This window comes from Sporosarcina cyprini (assembly GCF_022048975.1).
GTDB lineage: Bacteria > Bacillota > Bacilli > Bacillales_A > Planococcaceae > Sporosarcina > Sporosarcina cyprini.
Map to the genome: position 1 here is coordinate 197,950 of NZ_JAKMHX010000016.1, position 19,374 is coordinate 217,323.

The window sequence follows — 19,374 nt, forward strand, 5'->3', positions numbered from 1 at the left end:
TTACCACCGACCTACGCTCCTTTACCACCGTCTCTCGACTTCTTACCACCGACCTACGCTCCTTTACCACAAGCTCTCCCCCTTACCACCGACCTGCACGCCGTTACCACCGTCTCTCGACCTCTTACCACCGACCTGAGCTCCTTTACCACCGACTCTCAGCCTCTTACCACCGACCTAAGCTCCTTTACCACCGTCTCTCGACCTTTTACCACCGACTCCCTTTTCCAGCCCACTAAAAAAGCGCACAATCAAGTGCGCTATTCCATATCGAATCTCATACTATAGGTCCTATTCCGATAGGAGCCTTTTTTCTCTAGTTCCATGGAGGTTAGTAATCGATGAGCCGTTTGTTGTCGTTCTACATGGAGGAAGTGGCGGCAGTCTTGATTGCGCATGGCGCCTCCGAATAGGAGGAACCACTCCCGAATGGCTTGTTTGTGGGCGTACCTGCTTGTCTTCCCACAAGAAAGACATCGCCAGCCTCCCGTATATTTTTTCATGCCGAGGCGATGGCAATTCGGGCACATGACGCCTGTTTGAATATGTTCAGAAGGAATGGAAAATGTCGTGCAGATTGGAGGAGGAATGAACTGCCGATGACTTTTTTGGAGGTTTGTTAGCAAATGCTCAAAATCTGCTTCTTCCAACAAAGGAACTCCTGTCGGAAGCTTGCGAATAAAGGTAGGAACCGCTTGGGGGAATAAAATAGGAATATTCGTGTCAAATACGTCAATATGCTGTCTTGGATAGGCGAGCACTATAACTCCATATACTGGAATTGAAACACCTCTTCGGCTCAGCCAATCTGTAAACAACGCGCAGTTGTTTTCCAATTGAGTGATTGGACTATTAAAGCGGCTCACTTGTCCCGATTCTAATGTTCGGATTAGCTGAGGGGGATTTTCAGTGACGAGCAGCTCACCCGACATGTTTTTCACTTCAAACACAATGGCGTACCAAGGGGTGATGAACAACGTGTCTAGCTGAAAGGGGGTGCTAGTAAAAAGAGAGAGATCTTGAAATACTCGATATTCCATGGAAAAAGGATATCGCTCGAAAATCTTATCGAGCTCCTGCTCACCTCCAAAACCCGCTTGGACGGTGGCCTGCTTTGTTTGCAATGCGGGAATACTTTCGTGGTACTCCGGCAAACGATTCATCGCCGCCTGCAAGCCTTCCCATAGTAAAGGCTTCATTCTTTGTTTATTAATAAATGTTCTTCCACACCTTTCGATTATCATTATCTAGAATTCTACTTTATTTATAACATTCATTCAAATTTAATAAATCCTTCAATTCCCCATCCAGCCAAGGATCCCCCTTCACCGTAATCACCTTCCGCCGATGCGGTTTCAAGTATTCCTGTAGCACCGGCCGCTTCCGCTCAAAGTCCTCCGTCCACTTATACATATTGACCAGCATCTGAAAATCCGGCTTATATGCACATGCCTCAATTCCTAGCACCTGTTTCACATGTCTGCGGAAGATGCGGTATCTTCTTTTATTCAAAGGCGGATCCAACCAAATAATTGCATCCGCCATATCAAACAGCGCGTGATAAGAAGGACGGTAGACCCCTTCCATCACCCATCCTCCTGACCGGTCGATTTCCCGGATTAATTCCATCTGATCTTCCGGCGACCGCCTCACCCGCTGTCCTTCTTTCTCATGATAAACGACAGAATCCAATTCAACGAAAGGCAGCCCCAACTGAGCGGATAGCTTTTTCGCATATGTTGTTTTTCCGCTCGCCACAATCCCCATTACGAACAGTTTCAAATTTACCCACCCCTACCAAACTATATGTATCGCAGCACATCCGCCACTTCATTTACTTGCTTAATACCTGGCTCGCCCTGTGGAATCGGCACCTTGATGCCAAATCCTCTCATGCCCATTCGCCTTGCCAGCTCCACGTCGACTTCCGAATCTCCTATTACAAAGGAACTCTTCAAATCTATCGAAGGATAGTGATTTAACGCTTGCAGTATCATCCCGGTTTCCGGTTTACAACAATCACAGCCCTCATTCCGGCGATGTGGGCAATAATAAACAGCCAAAATGTCCACACCCTGTTTCTCCAACTCCAGCAATAGCTTGGCTTGAATTTTTTCATATTGCTTTATTGTAATGAACCCCTCATTAATCAAATATTGATTCGTAATAATAATGATGTCATAACCTTTCTGACGTACTTGACGCAATGTCTCGATTGCGCCAGGAAGGAAAACAGGCTCCGAAACACCTGTCCATTCTTCATCCAAATAATCTTCAATGATCGTTCCATCCCGATCAAAAAAAGCAGCCTTCATTCCTTTCGCACCCACTCCAAAGCCTCCCTCTCAATCTCCAAAGCAAGTCTTTCCTTTCCTCCAATATACGCCGCAATGTCACTTGGATAACGCATTGCGAGTTCTTCTTTTAACTCGCCATACTTCTCGGCCATATCTGGATGCGCACGCAAGTAATCCCGGAAAGCAAGATGCCGCCCGATTTCCGGAGATTCTTCCTCATATACATGAACATGGTGCGTCCGGTCATCACCGCCTTTTTGAAAATAGCGTCTCCCGGCAATGCCATTTTCCCCCTTCGCTTCGTAACCAAGCTCCTGCATGGCGTCATGAAAGGAATCAATCTTCGCAATTTCCTTCACAACGGGCATGATATCGATAATCGGTTTGGCGGATAAACCGACGACCGATGTGCTCCCAATATGATGAATGGCGATCAATTCCGATCCAAACACACCTTGCAATTCCTTAGCAGCTTCTTGAAACTTCGATGGCCACACATTCGAATAAGGCAGTACCACAACTTTTCTCATCCTATCACCTCACGGCTGCACACAAAAATGGCCCGTCCCCAGAAACGGAACGAGCCATTGATCGCACGCTAATTGTTTTTCTGTTCCGACTCCGCTGTCTTCGAGAAGAAGAGCGAGAAATCCTTTTTACGGTCCGTAAACTTCTGTCAACGACTTTCTCCCCGATTTGACTCGCCTAACATGAACATGTATGGAATCGATCGATTCTTCATCGAGCTCTACCTTTCCTTCTTTCTGCAGACGTTTCCATGATTTCACATCTTTTCGATATAAGTACTCGGACAATCGATAGACATCAGCATCCAATTTTAATCCTTCTTCGTATGTTTCCCGAATTTCCTTTTCCACCTGTTTTTCAACTGCTTTAACCAGCTTTCCATAAGTCGTTTTTCCTTGGACTGAAGACACGGCTATGTCAAAGCTGACGTCAATCTTAAAAGAGACAGTGGATCCATTTACAGTCGGTGTTACTTTCCTTTTTAAACTATCCACAATTAATGATTGGCGATTCGTTTCCTCTTCACCAGATTTGACCGACACTTCAATACGCTTCGACTTGTCTGTCATCCATTGAATTCCTCTCGCCTTATCATGGGCAATAAATCCTTTAAACTCCTTAGGCGACAGAATGCCCACGCCCGCCAAATCGGCAACTTTACTCGTTTGGTCAACAGTTTCCCAATTCTCTTTGACAATTACATAAGGCAGTGTCATTTCATGGCTCGGTTCATCCAACCCGATAATTAACGTACGCATTGTAATTGGGTGGATAAAAGAGTTTTGTTCAAATGAATTTCTTGGATCTCCTAATTTCGATAATGTAATAGCCGTATTAATTATAGGCGTTGTCAGCAAAATATCTTTGACTGGATCGCTCGTACCATATAGCTGAACTTCATAACGTGTATCTCGGTAACGGATGAACGTATCAACAACTGGATTGACCGCTCCAGCCGTCATCGCTTCCTCAGAAAATACGATATACGACAAATGTCCCCAGTAAACCCGACGGTCAACTGAATTGTATAGCTTAAAAATTGCTTCATCTACCGTTTTTCCAGTTCCCAATCCCACTTCCGACTGTGCACGCGAACGGGTTGGCTGATTCATCTTTGCTGTACTTGCAAAGTCGATGATTTGTGTGTATACATGAAATTCTCCATCCTTATAATCGATTCCTAATCCATGTACATAAAGCATACGCTCGGGTTCTGTCCGGTTCCAACAGCCCGTCAGGAGAATATTCATAATGATCATCACGAGTAAAATACGTTTTTTATTTTTCATGATTCTCCTCTTTAGCCCTAGTCTTGTCTTGTGGATTTAACATTTCTGGCCGATCCTTGTACTGGGCTGTCGGCATCCGGAAGAATGTCTTTGATAGACTGGACAAACTAATATCAGAAGTGAAGTTCAAGTATGGCGTGTCAAAAACTCTGATCTTCGCCAAATAAACGATGACGAAATAAAGCGAAATGAAAAATCCGAACAAGCCAAAAAATGCAGTTAGCGCTATAAAAAACAATCGAATGATACTTACCGCAGTGACAAGCGATTGATTGACCAAAGTGAATGTCGCTATAGTGGAAGATGCAATGACGACAATCATAGCAGGACTTGTGATTCCGGCGTTGATGGCCGCATCTCCAATAATTAATCCTCCCACCACACTAATCGTTCCTCCAATCACCGCAGGCAGCCGCAATCCCGCTTCCCGAAACAACTCAAACATGAAAATCATGAGCAACATTTCCATCACGGTAGGAAATGGCAGCCCCATGCCTGATTCGACAACTGTGGCCAATAACTGCATTGGCATCTGGTTTTGATGAAAGGTAGTAAGCGCCAGCCAAAACGCAGGCAGCATCCCTCCGATTACAATTCCTGAAAAACGAAGCAATCGTTCAAAGGAGCTGAAAATAACCGGATTCTCATTATCTTCTCCCGACTTTAGTAGCAGACCAATATTAGCTGGTGTAATAATTCCATACGCCGTACCGTCTACAAATATTAGAAAGCGTCCCCTTGCGAGAGATTGCACCGCATGGTCTGGCCTACCTGTTAAGTCATGAAGGGGAAATAAAAGTGGGTTTTTTTCCACCTTTTCCATTAGAATATCTCCGCTAAATACAACATCGATATCCACTTGACTTAAACGTTGCTGGAGAGTTTGCAATGTTTGTTTATTCGCAATATCATCAAAATACAGAAGAGCTACAGTCGTCTTACTCCTTCTACCTAATTCAAACTTCTCTACACACAAAGAATTCGTTGGAATCCGTTTACGAATGATCGCTATATTTGTGGCAACATCCTCAATAAAATCATCTCGAGGGCCTTTTACCGAGACTTCCAATTTTGTTTCTTCCGGATTTCTGTTCGGCTTATGAGCTATGTTGCTGGAGTAGATCTCATCGGGGTCTTCGAAGCAAAGTATAACGTTTCCCGTATATACCAAAGAGATAATGTCACTTTTTTTCGTGAGTTTTTGAATTGCAGGAACGTGAAGTTGCCCTATAACATCTCGACCCGTCTGCGTCGTTTCCGTTCCTTCGCAAAAATCTTGCACTCTCTTCACGACTAGTCCATGTAATAATTGTTGATCGACCATTGCTTCACAAATAACAAAGACCACTTTTTGATCGTTAAATGTATACTCCTGAAAAAGAATATCCGCAGATTTCTCAAATAGTTTTTTTAACGTGTCCACCGTAATTGCATCTTCTGCAGACTGCATGCTTCTCATCACCCATCTTCAGTTGGATTCTGTTTTGCTTTCTTCGTTGATTTTCGGGAGAAAAAGGTTAGAACGGTAAAGAATAAAGATAGTAGAACGAAGATTGCAAAGCTGCCCTTTAACAAATATTCACCTTTTAATATTAGAAATTTATGATCGCTCAAAGTCAGAAGCGGGATGCATATAAAGAAGAAAGCAGGGGCAATTACCCTCCAAACTTGTTGCTTCTTTTTTTCCCACCCAAGCAAATCAATTGCGATATATAGAAGGAATCCCACCCGAATAAAAGTTCCGGTCAACCACTGATAAATGGAGAGAAAGTCAACATGCTCAATAAACCGTCCAATGCTGACAAGTCCCCATTCCTCATAAGCGGGATACCTCTGCTTCGCCGCTTCAATTGGACCGAATTCTGTGATGGCGCCTATAAACGGGCCTAATGTTAAGAACAACAGAATCATGAGGATGATGAAAAAATGTTTAAAACCAAGTGTTTTTTTACTCCGGTGCTGAATCAACAGCAACAGGGTGATTTCAACGAAACCAGACCCTGGATATATTGCCCCCTGCACAATCGGATGAAAACCATGTTCGAAAAATGGCTGTAATAATTCATAATTTTTCACTTTAATATTAGTGAAGGAAACAAAAAAGCCTAACACGACAACGACAGCTAATACAAGAACATTTGCCATCACAATAACGGACAGGCTCGTCGTAGCAAAATAAACGCAAAGAATTACATAAATGAGTAACATGAAAACAAACGGAGTTTCAGGTAAAAACGTCGCGTTCACCCATTGCAAGGTTTCGTCAATTGTAAAGGAAGCCAAAATAATCAAGTATAACGCGATAATATATCGAACAAAGCCCGAGCCCGCTTTTCCGAGTTTTTCTTGCAGCCAATCCTTTGCGGGGACTCCGTTCATTTTTTTTACTACGTAAACAAGAAGCAGCAGCCAGGGCAATACAGCACCTGCTGCCAATAAAACGGAAGCCCAACCATCCCTTCCTACCTTTTCTATTAAAGGAGGCAATATGGTAACATGATTTTTGAGACCAATAACGGTCATCGCTAAAAAGATGATATGCAAAGTGCTGATCGTGCCCGTATTTTTCATGTAACAACCTCTATCGTTTGTTTGTCCTCTTATTCTTGACACCATACAATGTAAATATAACCAGCCGACAGAAAAACACGGCTTTCAGGCGTTTTTAGAAGAATTCTGGTTAACGATAAAAAATGCAGACAAGAAGATAACTTGTCTGCACAAAGAATTAGCTAGTCATTATTCTGTCATGGTAATCTCACTAGACTTGGATTCAAGAACCCGTTTCCAATACGCCCAAGCCTGCAAATACGCATCCAAATCATGAGGGTGCGCTTGCTTGCATATGCCAATCCGAGTGTATAACTGGAATACAACTTCCTTAATCAGCCGGGATGTTTCCATATGCACAGAGTCCAACAGTTCAAAAGAGGAAAGAAGCGCTTCTACTGTCAGGTCATCCGGAGAGGAACAAAATGCATAAGTAAAATCATATAGGATAGGCCCCACCAGAGGAGAAGGATCGATAACACCTGCCATTCTATCATTCTTAAAGACAAAATTATGGACACCCATATCCCCGTGCAAGTAATATTTCACTTCGTCCACATCATACATCGCCAGTTCCTCGACAATCGATTCCATTCGGGAATAGTCTTCATTGGGTAATAAATCCCCTATGTTTTCATATGCATATTCTAAGCTCTTTCGATTAAAATCCGACCAGGTCGACCTTGGCTCGCCTCCTACCCGGCCCCATGGCCATTGTGGGTCGAACGGTTTGTACTGATTCAAAACCCGAGTCACGAGTAGATTCATCCATTCCGACTTCGGTCCCCGATTCGTATGTGTCGTACCATCTATGTATTCATACAGAATCCATCCATTTTCCAAGTCAATGGCATATACTTTTGGGAATAAATCGATGGTTCTGTAGGCTTCATAAAATCGTTCCACAATCCCGATTCCAATCGGTTGATCGTACTTTAAAACAAACTTTTCTTCACCTGCTATTAAATACACACGTCCACTTGTCGTCCCACTTTTCAATTCTATAAGCTCATAGTTTCCATTCGGGATAATACCCTTGTTTTGAAGTGTTTCAATCATCTATTTGGCACCTTGCCTTCTTTTTGAAACTTACAATGGCCATCTTTCGACTCACCAACAAGAGTAAACCCATTCTCGGCATAAAATTCGGCTAACTTTTTATGTCCTGATACACAATCCAGACGAATTGATTGATGATAGTTTTCGAAAATCCATTGCAAGATGTTCTGCCCAAGCCCCTTCCTCATCATGAGAGGTGCAACTGCCAGCCGATGAAGATAAAGGACGTCAGCTTGGTCCTCATTTCCCCATATGTATTGGTCCCATTCACTTTGGCGCGGGTAAAGCGTAAAGGTAGCTACCATCTCGTTTTCCAGATGAACCACATATGTACCTCCCGACTGGACGGCCTGCCTGATCTCTTCGTCCTCTCCACCTTCCAACAAAAAGCCCCATTGATCGATCTCATTCGCTTTCAGCCATGCCGCTACTTCTTTTAATAAGGTGATGACCGATGCAGCATCCGTTGCTTTTCGAATATCCAGTGCTTGTTTTGTCATGAGTTCCTCCCCTTTTCTTACTGCTTACTTTCGCGTTCTACCCTTCACATACCTCTTTCTAGAGAGGTGAATTTGTAAAAGTGTCGAATACATCCAGCATAGGAGGATGGCTAATGAAAAGAATTGCGCTACTTTTGATCATGTTTCTTTTAGCAGCTTGTAACAAGGAAAAGTCCTTTGAGTTTCCACCTTATGAAGGAAAAGATTTAACGATAGGCGTCATTGGAGAACAACCCGACATCGATTCAGACAAGATTCGATTCCAAGAGCTATCGTTCGATGATTTACTGTATGAAGTGGAGACCATCCCTGAACGATTCGATGCGATTTTCATCATGCCGGAAGAATTATCCGAAGCTGCCGATGATGAACTAGCCGAGATTTATAAGCAATTGACAATCCCCACTATTTTCATTGATTCCAGAAAGAGCTCCCTCCCTTTTGTAACAGAAGGAGTGTCATTTGAATCCGCTCCTGACATGGGACACGCCTATGCTTCTGGGATTTTGTTCGTTGGCAATCTGAGAACGTATGAATTTGGACTCTACAATGACATACGGACGGAAGAAACCATTAAAGCAACCTATACTTCCATTTTCGACACGATAGAAAAATTAAGTGTTTATAATGATAAACGAAAATAGAGGAATCCCGTAAAATACACCGAATATATATTCGTATGAAGCGAGGGGGTTAAGTTGATGGTTTTAGAAACACTTAAGGTAAACAAAAAGAGCTGGGATGAAGTGGCACATCGCTTTTACGGGCGCAATCCGCTTCCTGACTATGGGCCGCTTGCGCCTAGCGAAGAAGACTTGCATCTACTTGGGGATGTGGCAGGATGTAAAGTGCTGGATATCGGCTGCGGAAGCGGCCATTCACTGCTTTATATGAATGAACGAGGGGCTGCCGAGTTATGGGGAGTTGATTTATCCAAAACACAGATCGAGACAGCTAGAAATGTGCTGGCCGATGTGACAGCACCCGTACAATTATTCGAGTCTCCAATGGAGAACGATCCTGGTTTGCCGAGCAATTATTTTGATATGGTTTACTCGATTTTTGCACTCGGCTGGACGACAGATCTTCAGGCGACTATTCAAAATGTCCATCGATATTTGAAAACAGGCGGAACTTTTATTTTCAGCTGGGAGCATCCACTCCATAGCCGCGCGAGATTAATTGATGGGAGTCTCCATTTGGATAAATCGTATCACGAGGAAGGCCCGTATGATCACGAAGCGTGGCACGCACTCGCTATCATGCAGCAATTGAAAGTGAGTACATATATTAATACGCTCGCCGACCATGGTTTTCAAATTGAGAAGATCATCGAGGATGTGGCTCTCACGGAGGAAGACCGCGAAAAGCATGAAAATCGCTGGTATTCTTATGAGAAGGCAACAAAGCTGCCGACGACGTTGATTATTAAATGCAAGAAATTATAAAATAAACGCCAACTGCGCCTGGACTTCACAACCCAAGCGCAGTTTTTTCGCCGTTATATTGAATAATCCATTTCACTGCATCGAGCAGATTTTCAGCAATGTAATCGGGCTCAATGTCCGCCCACTTATGCCTGTAGTCGGTACAGGAACTTATCCCCCACCCAGTTAACACGAGAATTTTCTTAGCACCGACTGCATGAGCAGCCAGCATGTCCGTTGCCCCGACATCACCAATGAATGCCGTCCGCGATAGATCGATACCGTGTTTCCTCGATGCTTCCCACAACAGACCCGGATTCGGTTTATGGCAATGACATCCCTCTTCGGGGCTATGCGGGCAAATAAAAGCATCATCAAACCCATACGACTGGAACTCATCCTGAAAATCCTGTATGGAAGCTTGGCCTTTACTAATCCGATGCTGGTTTGTGCAAGCAAACATCTTAATATGATGATTTTTTAACAAAGCAAACGCCTGCCGACTGAAAGGATATGGTGAAAAATCTTTTGGATGAATAAAATGTCCGGTCCCTCCAATTGTTCCATCCCGATCGATAAAAACGCCTTTAATTCCCCCTATTTCCCTTCCCCCTTCCCTTCTCATATCATAACGTAGTTGTAAAACTATTTCGATAGAATGGTTGACAGAAAAATTTGGACATGCTACCTTTAATCAAATCGAATAGCAGACGGAATAGGTGATCTGAGAAGTCTCAGATCTTAAATGGGAAGCCGGTGAGCAATCAAATCCGGCGCGGTCCCGCCACTGTGACAGCCTTTGCGCTGAAGCCAGATACCAGCCTAGTTCAACAACGCTGTAAACCTACGGTCGATAGGGAGGTGTTAGATGGATACGCGCAGACGAAGTGCGTGCTTTTTTCAGCATGCCTTTCAAAATACCGTACATTTCTGACTCCCCGTTGGAAATGTATTTTTTTATGCAATCAAATAAGAAAGGGTGGACTACATGACAACAATCAGCAGCACAATCGGATACCCCTACATCGGCGAAAACCGTGAATGGAAGCGCGCTCTTGAAGCATTCTGGAGCGAGAAGATCCAAGAGGAGGAACTGGTACAAACGATGAAGGAACTGCGGCTTTCCTACCTTCAAAAGCAAAAAGAGGCAGGCATTGACGTCATTCCCGTTGGAGATTTCACTTTCTATGACCGCGTGCTCGATACCGCCGTCATGTTCGGCATGGTGCCGGAGCGATACAACTGGCAAGGCGGCCAGGTACCGCTTACAACCTATTTCTCCATGGCAAGGGGAAATAAAGAAGCGGTCGCCTCTGAAATGACGAAATGGTTTGATACAAACTATCACTATATCGTTCCGGAATACGGCCAGCGGAAACTTGCCCTAACTGAGAATAAGCCCCTTTCCGCATATCGGGAAGCGAAGGAAGCTCTCGGAATTGAAGGCAAGCCGGTTTTGATTGGCCCTTATACATTTTTAAAACTATCAAAGGGTTATGAAGATCACGAGATTCCGGCATTTCTCCTTCAGTTGCTACCGCTGTACGAGCAAATTGTAAAGGAACTTGCTGCAGAAGGCGTGCATTGGGTGCAAATTGAAGAACCAATTTTATCTACCAGCATTACTCGCGATGAAATGAAGACAGTGCAAGAAATTTATTCCCAGCTAAAGAAAGCCGTCCCGGAAGTAAAAATCATGCTGCAAACGTATTTCGATGCAGTCGAGTGGTATGAGGAGGCAATCACCCTTCCTGTAGAAGGCATCGGTCTCGATTTTGTGCATGGCGGCGAGGCAAACTTAAAGAACTTGCGAACGTTTGGTTTTCCAAAGGATAAACATCTGGGAGCCGGCCTTATTGACGGACGCAATATTTGGCGGGCAGATCTTGGGGCGAAATTGAATATTGCAGATGAGCTGTTGCACTTCGTATCAGCTGATAAGCTATGCATCCAGCCTTCCTGCAACTTACAGCATGTGCCCGTCTCCCTCAAGTCCGAAACAAAGCTGGAAGAGGCACTTCGGGGAGCGCTCGCCTTTGCTGACGAGAAACTGTTGGAAATTCAGATAATCACTAAAGGCATCAATGAATCACGTGCCTCTGTACTCGGCGAAATCGAAGAAAGTGCCGACGCATGCAAACGTCTTGCTGATTTACCCGAGCGGAACCGGGCGGATGTGGATTCGGAAATAGGAGCGCTTGGCAATGGAGACAGCAGCCGTAATCTTCCTTACGCAGAGCGCAAGATTGCGCAACAAGCCGCTTTCTCGCTGCCCCTTCTGCCAACGACAACAATCGGCAGCTTCCCGCAGACGCCCGAAGTGCGCAAGACGCGGACCAAGTGGAGAAAAGGCGAGCTGACAGATGTGCAATATGAGGAATTTATTAATGAAAACATACGGGAGTGGGTTGGGATCCAGGAAGAGATCGGCCTGGATGTTTTCGTTCACGGCGAGTTCGAACGGACGGATATGGTGGAGTACTTCGGAGAGAAATTGGACGGATTCGTATTTACCGAAAAGGCATGGGTCGTCTCGTACGGGTCGCGTTGCGTGAAACCTCCGATCATCTATGGCGATGTTGCATTCGTTGAACCGATGACCGTCAAGGAATCCGTTTACGCGCAGTCGCTGACGGACAAGCCGATGAAAGGCATGTTGACAGGACCAGTGACCATTCTCAACTGGTCATTTGTCAGGGATGACGTGAGCTGGGAAACCGTCGCCAACCAGTTGGCTCTTGCAATTCGTAAAGAAGTGGAAGCGCTCGAAGCGGCCGGCATTACGATGATTCAAGTCGACGAGCCCGCATTGCGAGAAGGCCTGCCGCTAAAGCGCAATGAATGGAACAATTACTTGGATTGGGCTGTTAAAGCATTCCGGATTGCGACTGCGTCAGTCAAGGAAACAACGCAGATCCACACCCATATGTGCTATTGTGATTTCAATCAATTCATTGACTCCATCAGCGCATTGGATGCGGATGTCATTTCAATTGAAACATCACGCAGTCATGGCGAACTCGTGCACGCCTTCAATGACTACCATTACGATAAAGGAATCGGGCTCGGCGTCTATGACATCCACAGTCCCCGTGTCCCATCCGTAGACGAGATGGCCGCCATCATTGAAAAAGGACTTGAGGTGCTGTCCCCTGAACAATTCTGGGTCAACCCGGATTGCGGCCTGAAAACGAGGAAGCATGCCGAAACCGTCGCTTCGCTGACGAATATGACGGCTGCTGCAAAGCGTGTAAGGGAACAACTCTCTGTAACCCAAAGCTGATGAATTAGGAGACATCCCCGCTTGGCATGAGACATAGCCCGGCGGGGATCTTTTGTCGCTGTCTCAAAGCTCTTTGTAATCAATCACCGGGTAAAACTGGGTTATCACCGCTTTATTTGTGTCTATTACCGGCTAAAACAGTTCTATCACCGGGTAAACCACTTCTATCACCGGCTAAAGTGAATTGATCACCGCTTAACTACAATTTATGTGCATGCTTTGTCACCACTTAAAAGTACATTATTTCCCCTCTCAAGAGCCAAAACACCACACAGCTGCCCGTTATCCCCACTTCGCAGGATAGGAGCAAATCCCTGTTCCGATCCATCAACCAATCATTCGACCGTTTGCCCATACGCTACAGTAGATAACTCTACTTCCACTTGTTCCCCTCCGCGAATCATTCGAAGCAAAATGCGTTCGCCAACTTCCGCTTCAGAGATGGCAATTTCCACCTCATCATAGGTTGCTGTTGCGCTGCCATTGACGTGGATAATGATATCCCCGACTTTAACCAATCCGTCCGCCGGTGTATTCGCATGAACTATAACGACTTTGGCCCCCAGCTGATCGCCTGGATTCGTCCGATGTAGCACACCGATCCAGCTTTTCCAGAAGCGACCGCGCAAGTCTGCGTCTTCCTCATAGACACTCTTCAAGTTCCGCATGAATTGATACGTACCAAATGCCATATTGTCGGCTTCCATCATCTCAATATCTCCACACCAAGAGCCGATATACTCGATGCCTACGAGAGAGCCCCCTTCTTGTGGCATGATCGTCCATATCGTCACATGACCCTCTGCATCCTCCAGCACGATTTTTTCAAATTCCACAAGCTCCTTGATGGTGCCGACATAACTGACACCCCACCCATAATCAAGGCTCATCGTGCCACCTACGCGGACATCGAGCTCGCATTCCCGGGTCTCCCAGCGATTCCGCTCTTCTGGAACAGTCAATGCTTTCCATACCTTGTCAGGCGATGCCTTGACAAAAATCTCCCGTTTCACCGATTCAATTGTCTTCTCCATCTTGCTCCCCCTCCACATACGCTTTTAATTTCAATAATTTGTCTTCCAACAGACTTCCGATTTCCAGCTGAAGCTTTTGGTAGCCATCTGAAAGGACTTCCTCATTCAGCCGATACACCCGAAACCGTCCTTCCTTCCGCTCGCTCACTACATTTTCTTCTAGCAAGATTGCGATATGCTTCTTCACAGCAGGTTGGGAAATGGTAAATTGGTCGACTAGCTCCGACTGCGTATATTCATGGCGAGACAACAATGATAGTATTTTCCTGCGGGTTGGGTCTGCGATTGCCCGATAAATATCCGTCATATCAAAGCCTCCAATATATAACCTTTTGGTTATATATAAAATATAGCAAGCTAACTGATAACTAGTCAAGTAAAATTCTAACTATTAGGATGATTGATTAAAAATCCCCTCAAGCGGCTCCCACGGATAAATGGCCGCTTCAAATTTCTTTTCAATTACAGCAGGATCATTGTCTGCAAAATCCTGTGCTTCAGCCATATTATCTACTTCCAGTATAATTAATCCGCCTGTATGATCCATAAACGGACCGCCAGCAATCAAAATCCCTTTCGCCAATGCTTCCCTCACATATTCACGATGGGGAACAAGGCCCTGTTTCCAATGCGGCTGTCCCTGCTCCCATGCCGATCCTGTTGTAAAATGAATGACAAATTTCATTCCATACACCCCTTTGGTTAGTTGGTAACCTTCATCAGCACTTCCTTTGCAAAATGATAGAAAGAAGAATATGGCATATGGTGCAACTGATCGACCGTCGATCTGGCCAGCTCCACCGCTTTGTCTTTATTCCCCAGATGATCATGACAAAGCGCTTCATAGCTATTGGATAAGATACGAATCGCGAAATCGAGCGGGTTTAACTGCACCTGCTCATTAATCGTAATTTGATTGTCCGTGAACAGCTGCAGAGCTTCTTCATACCGTTCCAACTGAGTCAGTGCCCTAGCTTGTAAATTCTTCACAGCGAAGAGATATTCCTTCTTCACCTCTCCTGGCATGTGGCTCGAAGCTTCCGTCTTGGCCACAAGCTGTTCCGCTATGGAAATCGCCTTTTCATATTGCCTCTCAAAAAATTCTTCCAGAAAAATTGAAGTCAGTTCATGTTCAAACTGTAAACTGATATTCTTGACCGCCTGGACAAACAGACGGCAGTCTTCCACATACTCCCGAGCGGCTTCCATTTTCTGTTCATCATAGTAAAGCCACGCTTTCGCATTAAGCACATTGTAATAAAGATCAAGCACCAGATGGTCGCGGGTAAATTGGATTGCATCATCCAACTGCTTATGTGCTTCCTCGTTCCGTCCCAAGGCGACGAAGGCAAAAGCTTTCTGCGAAATCAATTGGATATAAAGGGACTTCGTTTCGACGCTGTCCATGACCGTTAACTGCTCGAGCGCTCGGTCGATAATCTGGATCGCCTCTTGATAACGAGCCTGATCAAATTCAATATCCGCTAAAAAGGCATAGCACCTAACCGCTCGCCACTCCATTTCCAACTCCCCGTACACCTCTATCGCCTTCATCAAATACGGTTCCCAGTTGTTATGTTCCTGCTGGTTATATTGTTCGATCGCAAGTACGTAGAGATAGTACAAGCCCCTCGCATACATCTCATTCATTCTGGCAGCTTCATAGCCTGAAGAATGGTTGTCTACAACCGGCTTCATCAATTCAAGCGCCTTGGGCAAGCCTTCCCATCCCGGTTGATAATACAACGCAAGTGCATCATGAAGCACCTGTCTCATTTTACTCCGCGGGACTTCCTCCACCAGCTCTGAAATCTCTACTCCCAGTTGCCGGGCAATATGCTGCAACCGCTCGATGGACGGCTGCGTTTTCCCATTTTCAATTAAACTAATCATGCCACGGGAGACATGCTCATTTGCCACATCTGAGATGGTCATCTTTTTTTCGGTTCGGATCCTTTTGATATTTTCTCCGACATGTGTCAACACGCTCTCCTCCTCGTCCAATCTACTGTTATTGCCAGTATATCATGTTTAGCAAATAAAATATTTTTGTTTAATATATTGAACTTTTATTCTCCATTATGTTATGTTCAATATATTAAACAAAGAGAGGCTGAGAGATTTGATTAAACGAAACATGTCACTTATTGTGACCAATCAGTTTTTAACGGCACTGGCGGACAGCATTTTCATTATCTCCATCATGTGGTATATATATGAAATTACGCAATCACCGCTTTCATCCGCACTTTTTATGGTAGTCAACTCACTCACCAGCATAGTGATCGCTCCTTTTATTGGCGTACTCGTTGATCGAAGGGAACCGAAAACCTCCATGCAGATTGGATATATCGTGATGGTGTCGATTGGAGTGGCTCTCGCCTTGCTCTATCTGTTCTGGCTTGATGGCATCGCCTTTTCCATCTATGTCATGCTGATTGTCCACAATACTTGCATGTTTTTCATCGGACCTGCGAAAAACAAGCTACTGCCCCGCATCGTCGGCGTTCAACGGATTGTGAAAGTAAATGGATACATTTCCTCCACAAGTCAGACGGCTGATTTGATCGGGCAAGGAATCAGTGGATTCCTCATCGCATTGATCGGATTTGTCGGCGTCATGCTGTTTCATTCGGGTGTGTATATTATCGCTAGTATCCTTCTTATTTTTGTGATTAACATTTCCTTGCCGAAAGAGGAAGAAGAGGATATAGAGGGGGATGCAGAGACCCCAAAAACGAAATCCATGCTCCTGGAGTTGAAAGAGGGCTGGTCCATTCTGAAGGGCAACAAGCCTATATTAAAGCTGACGTTGCTTGCTTCCCTGATGAATGCGACAACGATAGCGGGATCTTTAGTGGTAGTACTTGTATCAGACTACTACGGCGGCACAGCAATCGAATTTGGTTTATTTGGCGCATTTGCAGCGGTTGGCGGTATCTTAATCGGTCTTGTCGCAAATAAAGTGTCGTCATTTGCAAAGCCTGGTACGGTTATGTTCTTGATGCTGTCAATTGCCGGATTCGCCTTTCTAGGCATGGGCATCACGAAAGCGTTGTACATGGGCATTCTCTTATATGTCATCATGAGTATGCTCATGACCATCTACGGCATCCTATATAGCGCTTTGCTCATCGTCCTCGTCGAAGACAAGTTTCGCGGGCGTGTCTTTACCCTAAACGGCGCGATTTCCTCTCTACTCATGCCTGCGTTCGCCATTGCGGGCGGCATCATTGCAGAACAAGGTTTTCCGGTGAATCAATTATTTATTGGAGCGGGAGCTTGGGTTGTCCTGTTGTCGCTATTTTTACTGTTTGACAAAGATATCCGATCGATTGAAAAGGTAGGTAATTAAATCAGATGCCTAAACTCTAAATCAAGTCTTACTTTAAAAGTTCTAGCTTTAAAGTTATTGTTAGGAAAGTCTCAAAATTATAGTTGTATTTAAATGTACGAAACGTCCATGTCTCTTTTGTGGGTCTGTAATATTTTTTGACCAATCTAGGGCCTTTAATAAGTAAGTTGAATATAATAAAGTGCAGACAAAGTTAAACGTAACTTTGTCTACACTTTACTGGTCTTATTGCAATTCACTAATTAAGGTGTAATGTATGAAATCGTTACAGCTACACCTTCCTGCAATGCTCCGCCACCTGCAGTTGTTACACGGACTGATAATAAGTCGCATCCATTAACTGGATAATTAGCAGTAGTCGTCGCACAACAATTTGGCGTTGTGGCATTGTTTGGTCCAGTTACAGTGGCTGTAATACCTGTATCTATAATTGTCCCAAATCCACACGTTTTACTTAATACAATATCTGCAGTGGCAGACTGCCCAGCGGTTAACGTATTATCCCTTATGTTGAAAACCATGCCCGTAATGATCGCATTTTGCGGAATAACTACCGTATTCCTCGCAAAGTTGTTAGAAGAACTTCCTACTCCAACATATTCCGTAGCCGCTGCTACTGTACTGGCCGCCAAATAAATCTGCGATTCACCACCGCCAACTACTGGAGGTGGTGGCACCACACCATTAGGAAACTCCGCACAAGGTATCGTTACCCGAAAATAGCACTGACTTTCCGGACAGATACACTGGTGGTGGCAATTATGATTTGGCAAAGATCCGCCTCTTGATGCTTGGCAATTTCTACAACTCATTTTCTTTCATCCCTCCTTTGCTTTGTTACTAATCTATTCGAACTTTAAGTAAGGGGTTGGACAAATATACTTAAGCAAGACAAAGAAATTTTTCTGTTCGTTTACAAGAACTTTTTTCGTTAAATAAGGATCACTTAAGATATTAATAACAACCATTCCGCCGGGATTGGCTACAATTTAACAGCGCAGCTACTTCTCCACAATCTTGTGTTGGTGTAAGGTAAGCAAGGTCCACCCCTTTAAAACGACCAATTATCCGAAAATCATTGCCAGTTGGATAATAGAGCTGTTGATTTTCTGAATCGACAACTCTTCCACCACATCCTCCATTTTTTCCACAAACCATATTACCACCTCCTCTCTTGTATACTATTCAGAGTATAAAAAGATGGACGGGCAATCCTATCTATATATGGGTTGGATCAGACAAAAAAAATGCACCACCGGATAACCAGTGGGCATTAAGGTTTTCAATTAGATTAAATTTATTCAATTGCCATACCAGCGCTTCCTGAACCACTAAATGCTGTAGCAAGGGTTGTCCCTGATAATGAGTAAACAAGGAGTAAACGATCTCCAGCTGCTACTGGGAAATCCGCAGTAACACTTCCACTTAGAAGTGTTCCGACAGCAATTAGACCCGGTACTGTCGGCGCAAGGTTAACTCTGACACCAGTTGGGCTGAAAACAGTACTTCCCTCAGGAGCACGGTATACCTCTGCAACAACCGCATTATTTGCTCCAAGAGTTACAGCTGCCAATACTGTAAAAGTTGCAAACAAAGATGTAATCGCACCAGCTCTTGGCACTACAAATGCTTCATTGTTCAAGGCAGCAATCGTAGTAGATAAATTAATTGTTCCATTTGCAAGGAGAACACCCGGGAATGCCGTTCCAAAACCTACTAAGAAAGGAACCGATGCAAGCGCTCCGCCTACTGTCTCAACCAAAGCGAGTGGCACAGCCCCTGAAGCGTAAGGAATAATCGCGCCTCGTCCTCCGCCATCAACTGGTAAAATGCAATTTTGGTCAATTGCACGAATAGGTCCTAATTGATGACATCTATTTTCGGCTGCATTCATTAGATCGCGATCTCCGCAGCATCCATTTTGATAACAAGCCATTGTAAGTAACACCTCCTTTCTCCGATATTTTATTCCTCTATTCTTCAAGCGGACGGGCATTGAACTTCCCCTATCAAAAAAAAAAACAGCCTTCCAACAAATCCGGAAGGCTATTA

21 protein-coding genes and 1 riboswitch are annotated in these 19,374 nt (G+C 44.6%); of the genes, 4 read left to right on the forward strand and 17 right to left on the reverse strand.

What is annotated here, in order from left to right; translation table 11 throughout:
* Positions 1-260: 260 nt before the first annotated feature.
* From L7D49_RS04595 to L7D49_RS04635, 9 genes are all read right to left on the reverse strand, one after another.
* A complete protein-coding gene (locus L7D49_RS04595; RefSeq protein ID WP_238079638.1) occupies positions 261-1,244 on the reverse strand; it encodes a nuclease-related domain-containing protein in 984 nt (327 codons plus the stop codon).
* 16 nt (positions 1,245-1,260) lie between these two features.
* Complete coding sequence (locus L7D49_RS04600) at positions 1,261-1,782, reverse strand: P-loop NTPase family protein (protein ID WP_238079639.1); 522 nt, start codon at positions 1,780-1,782, stop codon at positions 1,261-1,263.
* Between the two features lie 20 nt (positions 1,783-1,802).
* Positions 1,803-2,330, reverse strand: coding sequence for a D-glycero-alpha-D-manno-heptose-1,7-bisphosphate 7-phosphatase (locus L7D49_RS04605; protein WP_238079640.1), 528 nt, complete (start codon positions 2,328-2,330; stop codon positions 1,803-1,805).
* Complete coding sequence (locus L7D49_RS04610) at positions 2,312-2,827, reverse strand: GrpB family protein (RefSeq protein WP_238079641.1); 516 nt, start codon at positions 2,825-2,827, stop codon at positions 2,312-2,314. The genes L7D49_RS04605 and L7D49_RS04610 overlap by 19 nt, the downstream gene beginning before the upstream one ends.
* A gap of 126 nt (positions 2,828-2,953) precedes the next feature.
* A complete protein-coding gene (locus L7D49_RS04615) occupies positions 2,954-4,114 on the reverse strand; it encodes a Ger(x)C family spore germination protein (RefSeq protein WP_238079642.1) in 1,161 nt (386 codons plus the stop codon).
* Positions 4,104-5,564, reverse strand: coding sequence for a spore germination protein (locus L7D49_RS04620; RefSeq protein ID WP_238079643.1), 1,461 nt, complete (start codon positions 5,562-5,564; stop codon positions 4,104-4,106). Before L7D49_RS04620 ends, L7D49_RS04615 begins: the two co-directional genes overlap by 11 nt.
* 8 nt (positions 5,565-5,572) lie before the next feature.
* Entirely contained in the window at positions 5,573-6,685 is a 1,113-nt protein-coding gene (locus tag L7D49_RS04625) for a GerAB/ArcD/ProY family transporter (protein ID WP_238079644.1), read from the reverse strand.
* 168 nt (positions 6,686-6,853) lie between these two features.
* Positions 6,854-7,723, reverse strand: a complete 870-nt coding sequence (locus L7D49_RS04630; RefSeq protein ID WP_238079645.1) for a phosphotransferase — start codon at positions 7,721-7,723, stop codon at positions 6,854-6,856.
* Positions 7,720-8,223, reverse strand: coding sequence for a GNAT family N-acetyltransferase (locus L7D49_RS04635; RefSeq protein ID WP_238079646.1), 504 nt, complete (start codon positions 8,221-8,223; stop codon positions 7,720-7,722). The genes L7D49_RS04630 and L7D49_RS04635 overlap by 4 nt, the downstream gene beginning before the upstream one ends.
* Positions 8,224-8,336: 113 nt before the next feature.
* On the opposite strand from L7D49_RS04635, the gene L7D49_RS04640 reads away from it, so the two are divergent.
* Together L7D49_RS04640 and L7D49_RS04645 are read left to right on the forward strand one after the other, a co-directional pair.
* The gene (locus L7D49_RS04640; RefSeq protein WP_238079647.1) at positions 8,337-8,867 is read left to right on the forward strand and encodes a hypothetical protein; all 531 of its coding nucleotides are present in this window, start codon (positions 8,337-8,339) and stop codon (positions 8,865-8,867) included.
* 57 nt (positions 8,868-8,924) lie between these two features.
* Complete coding sequence (locus L7D49_RS04645; RefSeq protein WP_238079648.1) at positions 8,925-9,671, forward strand: class I SAM-dependent methyltransferase; 747 nt, start codon at positions 8,925-8,927, stop codon at positions 9,669-9,671.
* A gap of 25 nt (positions 9,672-9,696) precedes the next feature.
* On the opposite strand, the gene L7D49_RS04650 is transcribed toward L7D49_RS04645, so the two are convergent.
* A complete protein-coding gene (locus tag L7D49_RS04650) occupies positions 9,697-10,275 on the reverse strand; it encodes an HAD-IIIA family hydrolase (protein ID WP_238079649.1) in 579 nt (192 codons plus the stop codon).
* A 75-nt stretch (positions 10,276-10,350) separates the two neighbouring features.
* Positions 10,351-10,490: riboswitch (cobalamin riboswitch) on the forward strand.
* Positions 10,491-10,638: 148 nt separating this feature from the next.
* Between L7D49_RS04650 and metE the strand changes: the two genes are divergently transcribed.
* Entirely contained in the window at positions 10,639-12,933 is a 2,295-nt protein-coding gene (gene metE / locus L7D49_RS04655) for a 5-methyltetrahydropteroyltriglutamate--homocysteine S-methyltransferase (protein WP_238079650.1), read from the forward strand.
* Between the two features lie 335 nt (positions 12,934-13,268).
* Here the strand turns inward: metE and L7D49_RS04660 are convergent, their stop codons facing one another.
* The 4 genes from L7D49_RS04660 to L7D49_RS04675 all read right to left on the reverse strand — a co-directional run bounded on the left by L7D49_RS04660 (position 13,269) and on the right by L7D49_RS04675 (position 15,950).
* On the reverse strand, positions 13,269-13,967 hold the full coding sequence (locus tag L7D49_RS04660) for an SRPBCC domain-containing protein (protein WP_238079651.1): 699 nt from the start codon (positions 13,965-13,967) through the stop codon (positions 13,269-13,271).
* The gene (locus L7D49_RS04665; RefSeq protein WP_238079652.1) at positions 13,951-14,274 is read right to left on the reverse strand and encodes an ArsR/SmtB family transcription factor; all 324 of its coding nucleotides are present in this window, start codon (positions 14,272-14,274) and stop codon (positions 13,951-13,953) included. Before L7D49_RS04665 ends, L7D49_RS04660 begins: the two co-directional genes overlap by 17 nt.
* Before the next feature lie 84 nt (positions 14,275-14,358).
* Positions 14,359-14,652 carry a YciI family protein gene (locus tag L7D49_RS04670; protein ID WP_238079653.1) on the reverse strand — a complete coding sequence of 98 codons (294 nt, stop codon included), beginning with the start codon at positions 14,650-14,652 and terminating at the stop codon, positions 14,359-14,361.
* A gap of 17 nt (positions 14,653-14,669) precedes the next feature.
* Positions 14,670-15,950: a helix-turn-helix domain-containing protein gene (locus L7D49_RS04675; protein WP_238079654.1), complete on the reverse strand. Its 1,281-nt coding sequence runs from the start codon at positions 15,948-15,950 to the stop codon at positions 14,670-14,672.
* Positions 15,951-16,089: 139 nt separating this feature from the next.
* On the opposite strand from L7D49_RS04675, the gene L7D49_RS04680 reads away from it, so the two are divergent.
* Positions 16,090-17,322 (forward strand): MFS transporter, encoded by a 1,233-nt coding sequence (locus L7D49_RS04680; protein WP_238079655.1) that lies wholly within the window; start codon positions 16,090-16,092, stop codon positions 17,320-17,322.
* 242 nt (positions 17,323-17,564) lie between these two features.
* On the opposite strand, the gene L7D49_RS04685 is transcribed toward L7D49_RS04680, so the two are convergent.
* The 3 genes from L7D49_RS04685 to L7D49_RS04695 form a co-directional block, all read right to left on the reverse strand.
* Entirely contained in the window at positions 17,565-18,002 is a 438-nt protein-coding gene (locus tag L7D49_RS04685) for a hypothetical protein (protein WP_238079656.1), read from the reverse strand.
* Positions 18,003-18,276: 274 nt separating this feature from the next.
* The gene (locus tag L7D49_RS04690; RefSeq protein ID WP_238079657.1) at positions 18,277-18,480 is read right to left on the reverse strand and encodes a hypothetical protein; all 204 of its coding nucleotides are present in this window, start codon (positions 18,478-18,480) and stop codon (positions 18,277-18,279) included.
* 139 nt (positions 18,481-18,619) lie between these two features.
* A complete protein-coding gene (locus tag L7D49_RS04695) occupies positions 18,620-19,258 on the reverse strand; it encodes an exosporium glycoprotein BclB-related protein (RefSeq protein ID WP_238079658.1) in 639 nt (212 codons plus the stop codon).
* Between the last annotated feature and the right edge of the window lie 116 nt (positions 19,259-19,374).